Source organism: Bacteroides sp. Phil13 (assembly GCF_001940965.1).
Classification (GTDB): Bacteria; Bacteroidota; Bacteroidia; order Bacteroidales; family Bacteroidaceae; genus Bacteroides; species Bacteroides intestinalis.
Genome location: NZ_MSHA01000041.1, coordinates 1 through 7,085, shown reverse-complemented (window position 1 = coordinate 7,085; position 7,085 = coordinate 1). Strand labels below are relative to the sequence as shown.

General features: G+C 44.0%; 3 protein-coding genes. 2 read left to right on the top strand and 1 reads right to left on the bottom strand.

Annotation, left to right across the window (positions count from 1 at the left end):
• Both BWI44_RS07100 and BWI44_RS07095 read left to right on the top strand, forming a co-directional pair.
• On the top strand, positions 1–2,428 hold a 2,428-nt coding region (locus BWI44_RS07100; protein ID WP_286812601.1), incomplete at its 5' end, for a SusC/RagA family TonB-linked outer membrane protein.
• Positions 2,429–2,454: 26 nt separating this feature from the next.
• Positions 2,455–3,945, top strand: coding sequence for a RagB/SusD family nutrient uptake outer membrane protein (locus BWI44_RS07095; RefSeq protein ID WP_034522898.1), 1,491 nt, complete (start codon positions 2,455–2,457; stop codon positions 3,943–3,945).
• 405 nt (positions 3,946–4,350) lie between these two features.
• Here the strand turns inward: BWI44_RS07095 and BWI44_RS07090 are convergent, their stop codons facing one another.
• Positions 4,351–6,996 carry a glycoside hydrolase family 2 gene (locus tag BWI44_RS07090; protein ID WP_005833840.1) on the bottom strand — a complete coding sequence of 882 codons (2,646 nt, stop codon included), beginning with the start codon at positions 6,994–6,996 and terminating at the stop codon, positions 4,351–4,353.
• Positions 6,997–7,085 lie beyond the last annotated feature (89 nt).

Here is a 7,085-nt window from a genome sequence, read left to right as displayed (position 1 = left end):
CGGTTCTCGCGGTGCAAACGGTGTAATCTTGGTTACTACCAAAAACCCATCCCAAGACAAATTGACTGTATCTTTTAATGCATTTGCCAACATCAAGACTGTAGCCAAGTATGCTGATAATCTTTCTACCTATGAATATGCCAACCTGGTTAATGACTATGGTAAGGAATATTTTGGATACGGCGACAATCACTATTATAGTGCAGAGCAATTAGCAGCCTTCAAGTCTGGCAAAGCAGGTTATGATTACTCAAGAGAAATCTTCCGCAGCCCTGCCGTTACACAGAACTATGAAATGTCTATTGCAGGTGGTGGCGAAAAGACTACTTTCCTGGCATCTCTCCGCTATCAAAACGATGAAGGTATCATCAAGGAGTCAAGTAGCCAAATCTACAGCTGGCGTTTGAAAGTAGATACCAAAATCAAGAAGTGGCTGAAAGCTGGTATGAACATCTATGGTCACTACAGAGAAACAAGTACTCCACGTGTCAATGAATATGATGGTTTAATCCAACAAGCAATGTACTTTCCCAGTACTATTGAACCGCAAGATGAAGATGGAAACTACAATAATTCATTTTTTGAGGGTAGTTCAACTTACAATCCAATGGGGCATATTTGGGAAGCAGACAATGCCAACAAGACAATAAATAATCGTATACAAGGTTATGTCCAGTTTGACATCATGGACGGTTTGAGCTTCCGCTCACAACTGGGAGTTCTGCTTGACAATAGACTAAACACTTCCGTACAAAATGACAAAAGTTACTATGCTTTCAAGAATAGCAATTTATCGCAAGGTCAAGCACGTAGTTACTGGAACACTTCCTGGTTAAACACCAACACATTAAGTTATGTAAAAGAATTTAATGCTAATCATCGTGTCAACGCAACTGCTGTTTTCGAACAGTCTTATGATAATAATTTCAATCATACCGGTACTGCTTATGGTTTGGATTATATTGATAGGATCGGTATAAACAACTTGGCATGGTCAAATGCAGAGCTTGCTACCAATAGCTCCGACCGTGTTATCAATACATTAATGTCAGGTATGTTACGTGTAAACTACGTATTTATGAACCGTTACATGGTTACTGCATCTATTCGCGCAGATGGTTCTTCACGTCTTGTTGATAAATGGAGCTATTTCCCATCTGCAGCTTTGGCTTGGGACTTGAAACAAGAAAGTTTTTTGAAAGACAACAGCTTTATCGACCAATTGAAACTTCGCCTCGGTTATGGTTCTGTAGGTAACCAAGCTGTAGAAGCTTACCGCCCCTATTCCAAACGTACTCCAATAAGAAATAGTGATGGCTCCACCTCTTATAAAGTAGACCGCCCTGCTGCTCCTTACCTAAAATGGGAACGTAACGACCAGTTCAATGCAGGTGTTGATTTTGGTATACTCAACGGTCGCATACGCTTGACTGCCGATTGGTATAGCAAATTATCCAAAGATATTTTGTTGGATCTGGCACAACCAACACACATGGGATTTCCCTCATTGTTGATGAACTCTGGCGAAATCAAGAATACTGGTATAGAGTTCACAATCAGTGCAGACCCATTTACCGGTAAAGGCTTCAGCTGGCATACCGACGTTACTTTATCGCATAATAAAGGAACTTTCAACAGCATACCTACAGCTAACCATCGCCAACAGCAAGCCGGAAGTTTCCAAAATCAATTATTCCAGATGATTGAAGGTGAAAAATTAGGTACATTCTGGGGATATACTTTCGGAGGTATCTGGCAGGAAGATGAAGTGAACGCTCCATTCGTAGACGCCAACGGTCAAACAAATGGCAAAACAAACGGTGAAGTCTATAAAGTCGTAGCTGGTAACTCTAAATATGTAGATACCAATAAAGACGGAGTACTGAATGATGCAGACCAAGGTATCATCGGCTGTGGTCAACCGACATTTAACTGGGGTTGGAACAATAGCTTCAATTACAAGAATTTTGATTTCTCATTCTTTATGGTAGGTTTCCATGGCTTTGATATATACAATGCAACTCATCAAATGGGATTCAATACAGTTTCCGGTCAGAACATGGCTGCAGTAACTCCAATGCGTGACTTCTTGAACCGTTGGACGCCAACCAATACAAATACAGATGTACCGGGTTTCGTACAAGGAGGCACAGAAAACAAAGTATTCAGCAGTCGTTTTGTAGAAAATGGAAGCTTTATCAAGATGAAAAGTATCACCTTGGGTTACACTTTGCCCGAATTAGCCTGCAAATCACTTGGTATCAGCAATCTCCGACTTTATGTTTCCATCCAGAATCCGTTCCATATCACCAACTATTCCGGTCTGGATCCTGAAGCAACAATGGGAAGCCCACTGATACAAGGTGTTGATTGGGGCTCATATCCTAACAGCCGTAATTATCTGATTGGTTTAAATTTTGCATTCTAATGATTTACCTTTTAAACAAGAATAATATGAAAAAATTAGCATATATAGCAACAATAGCCTGCAGTATGTTCCTGACAACTTCTTGTGTAGACCTGACCCAAGAGCCACAGTCTTTCATTACTGATGAAGATTACATTGCCAGCATGGACCTAACAGGTCTTCAACAAGCTGCAACAGGACTTTATAACGATTTATGGAATGGGAACTATGGTTTTAACTGCCGTTTACAACGCATAAATGTATGTGCAGATGATATTACTTATCGTGCGGCAAAAGCAAATAATGAATTGGCCAATTACTATAGACTATCTCCCAATATCACAGCCAACACTGCAGATTTCGATACTACTTGGTCACTATTTTTTGCCGTTATCAACCACTCCAATACACTTATTAATAAGACGGTATTACCGGAAAATGCAGACCAAGCCAAGAAGTTTGAAGAAGTATTAGGAGAAGCTTACTTCCTCCGTGGACTTTCTTATTTTTATTTGGTACGCATGTATGGTGATGTACCCCTAATTCTAGCAGAAACAGACGCTTCAACGTACATGCCGAGAACTGCTGTTGCAGAAATCTATGATCAAGCGATTATTCCTAGCTTGAAAAAAGCAGTAGAAATATTACCAGCAAAAAGTCGCAGCGGCTTCAGCTCTACTCCTTCCAAATGGGCAGCCGAAGCTTGTCTGGCAGACGCTTACATGACAATGGCCGGTTGGCCTTTGAAAAGAGGACAAGAGTATTACTCACTGGCAGCGGCTGCAGCTAAAGACATCATAGACAACTCTGGTTTGTACCTGACCGAAGAATATGCAGAATTGTGGAAAGAAGCCAATAAAGCACAACCCAATGAAGTAATGTTTGCCATCCACCATAATGCGAAGATGAAGACGGCAAGTAACTATGGAAAGTCTTACTACCCCAGCGATTTTGCCCCCAATGCCGGTTGGTCTGACTACTATGCAAACGAAAGCTTCTTTCTAAATTATCCGGATGATGCACGTAAAGAGTGGAATTATATGACAGAATGGGAAACTAAAAACGGTCATGTCACTTATAAAGAAAGTGCCGATAAGCTTCCCGCCATTTCCAAGTATTATGACTATGACAACGGCGCACCCGGTAAGAGTGCCCAAGCTAATGGTATCACTTGTATCTACCGTTACGCCGATGTCCTGCTGATGTACGCAGAAGCTTCCACCCGTGCCACAAACAGTGTAAACGCACAAGCTTTGGATGCCATTCAGAAAGTACAGAAACGTGCCGGTTATGCACAAGACCAGCTGACCACAACTACTGATCCTACAGCTTTCACAACAGCTGTATTCAACGAACGCGGTTGGGAATTCTTTGCAGAAATGAAACGTTGGTTCGAACTTGTTCGTCTGGAAAAGGTAAGTGAAGTTAGAGCCGAGACTTGGAATGGTTCGCTTTTCCAAAGCAACAACCATTATTACTTCCCCATACCTTATCAGCAAATCCGTCTGACACAGTGGACTAATAATGCAGGCTACTAATACTGATAAAAACGTAATAACACAAAACTTCTAACCTTATTTATCAAGAAATCAAATAGACCTTAATCAATTTGATATGTACGAAAGGGAGGGGCCGTGAGGTTCCTCCCTTTTATTTATCAATACAATGTAATACTACCCAAACAACATCCAACTAAATCAGGGAAAAGACATCCAGCTGGAAACTAAAAGCTTCATGCTGAAAACTAACAATATAAGACTATCCCTAATAGATAAAACAACGATATCACTCTATTTCCAATACTCTCATTAGAGCGTGATAGATAGGTATGAAAAAACACCTATCACACCCTAATAAATTTATAATCACATATATACTCCTTTGCGTGATAGCGTGACAGATGTTTTTATTTTTTTGTGTAGAAACAAAAATACCAGTAAATGCTATTTCTTTTCCGTACTTTCAAAGTGGCGTTGCTGCTGTTCCACCTGCTTCATTTCATTGATACGTTCCTGCTCTTCCCTGGCAAGGCGCTCTATTTCATTGAAGTCAATCTCTCCGACTTCAGTTTTTCCAAAGATTTCCGTCTTTTGCGGAACCGGAAGCTCTCTATACAAGGCTACACGTTCCGCAGGCAAAGTAGCTATTTCAATCACTGCCTGGGGATGGAACTGTATACCTAGATGCAAAAGACGTGCTTTTATTTTGATAGTACCTGCTTTCGTTGTTGTACGGATCAGTGCAGGTGCAGTCCCCCAACGACTGACACGGGGATTGGCTTCTACCTCTCTTCCACCGACCAACTCTCCTTCTCCTTCCACCTCAAAAATAACGGTTTCTTGAGAAAGGCGCTTTACATAGCCATCCTTATCGGTAATGGAAGCAATCACCGTGACCATATCCGAACCATTGGCACGCAGGGGCAGTCCAGAATCAACAGTCAGTACAAGCTGTTCATTACGTTTGGAAGGCATATTCTTGGTCCTAGCAACAATCTTGCCATCCAGGAATCCCTCAGCCACAATACTACATTGTTCCGGTTTCCCGGCCCGATGAAGTGCCCGGACATCCACAAAGCTATAAGCACCCTTAAAAACAACGGGAGGATGACGAATCCCCTTCTCCTCCAGCAACGGCACTTGCACAAGGGTGTCTTTTTCGTTCACAATGACACGTACACTATCACAGTTGGTATAAACCACTATATCCTCGGGGGAAAAAGGAGTCATGGCATTAGCTATATACACCATCGGCCCACTATCAGCCTGCTCCAAGTGCAGGTGCGGATCACGCTGGCTCATCATCATGTAATAGGAATACTTTGGCTGACGGAACATATCCATCAGTCCTCCCCAGAAAGGGTCAGGATGATAACCACGCTGGTGGTCAAACGAATGCCACAAGGCACCTCCTATATGCCCCCGAGGAGATTTGCAGAACTGATCAACCGTAAGAGAGCCGCCATAATCCTTGCGGGCATAGTGCTGGGCCTGGCGAATCTGTGGCTCTTCACCCCATTCACGTGCCACACGGCTGTAAGAATTGTGGGAATTCCAGTCATCCACACAGTCACCATACTCCCGGGTAAAGCAGGATTTGCCTGCATTCCGGTAAAACGCCTCGTTCTTGGGGGCTGTATAAACTACATCATATCCCATTGCTCCTTTGCTCTTGTCATCAATGGCAGCATAGCAACCCGGAGCCGGATACTCTTCATGAGTAGCCCGATAGGCATTCTGTGCGAAAGACTCCGGAAAAGCCGTCTCATTAAGTACTGGTTCCCACAGAAGGACAGACGGATGATTACGGTCTCGACGGACCATATTACGGATGTCGGAAAGGATACGTTCTTCAAACACCGGTTCCGGATTCCAGTACTGCCAGCCGGGAGTGGCTACAATAATGAACATGCCCAGTTCATCGCAGGCATCCATAAATGCAGGGTCTTGGGGATAGTGTGCCGAGCGTATAATCCGGAAACCAGCATCACGCATTTTCTTCACGTCCAGCCAATGCAGGTTGTTGGGTACGGCATTCCCGATATAAGCATAGTCCTGATGGCGGTTTACCCCCATCAGCTTGTCTCCGAACGGCTTACCGTTGATATAGAGACCGTCGGCACCGCGAAACTCAATGCTTCGGATACCGATACGGGAAACAACAGCGTCGCACAGCTTGCCGTTAAGATAGACAGAGGTGCGGAGCCGATACAGATTCGGAGTATCGGGATGCCACAAAGACGGATTTCTGACAGTGAGCTGCTGCATGACGTGTCCATCACTTCCGGCAGACAAGCTGAGACTTTTCCTTGTACTGGCCACCTGCTTGCCAACAGCATCCAGCAGGGTTGACTCCACTACCACCCGGCAACCACTCTCTCTATCATTGACGATATGAGTCTTGACATTCACCCGAGCCTTTTGGTCCGACACATCCTCATAGCTGACAAACACGCCTCCCCCAGCCACCTGGCCAGCTTCATTGGCATCGCTTACATGCACGTCACCGGTACAGATAAGATAACAATCACGGTAGATGCCACCAAATACACAAAAATCCATCGTATACTGTTTGCGCCCCGGCGGGAAAGAAGGGTCATCACTGTTATCAGCACATACGGCAACGGTTACCTCATCACCTGGACGCACACCAACAGCAGTCAAATCTATACTCACCGGGAGAAAACCACCGAAGTGCTCCTTTACTTTGTAACCATTGATATAAAAGCTGCTTTTACCCATAACCGCCTCAAAATAGAGGGACAACCGCTTACCTTGATACCGAGTATCGACAGTGAAACGCTTGGAATACCAGGCCGGCCCCTGATAATTGCGAGAACCGCTCGCCTCGGAAGGAACCAGCTGTACGGTATGCGGTAGGTTTACCAGCTCCCACTTGCTGTCATCCAGTTGCAAAGGATCAGCTTTTAAAGGAATATCCCCCCGATGAAAACGCCATCCGGGATTAAAGTCCAATACCTCGCGGCCGGAATTGGGCACCGGATAAAAACTGGCAGCAGAAAAGTGTTCTTGTGCTTGCAGTACACCGATGCAAGCCCAGAAAATAATTAATAAAAGAATCTTTTTCATAATCTATATCATTGATTTGTCATTCTATCCACACGTATTACCGCCGGTTTTCCACAAAGCATCCCCTGCGGCATAGGTACTTTGATTTC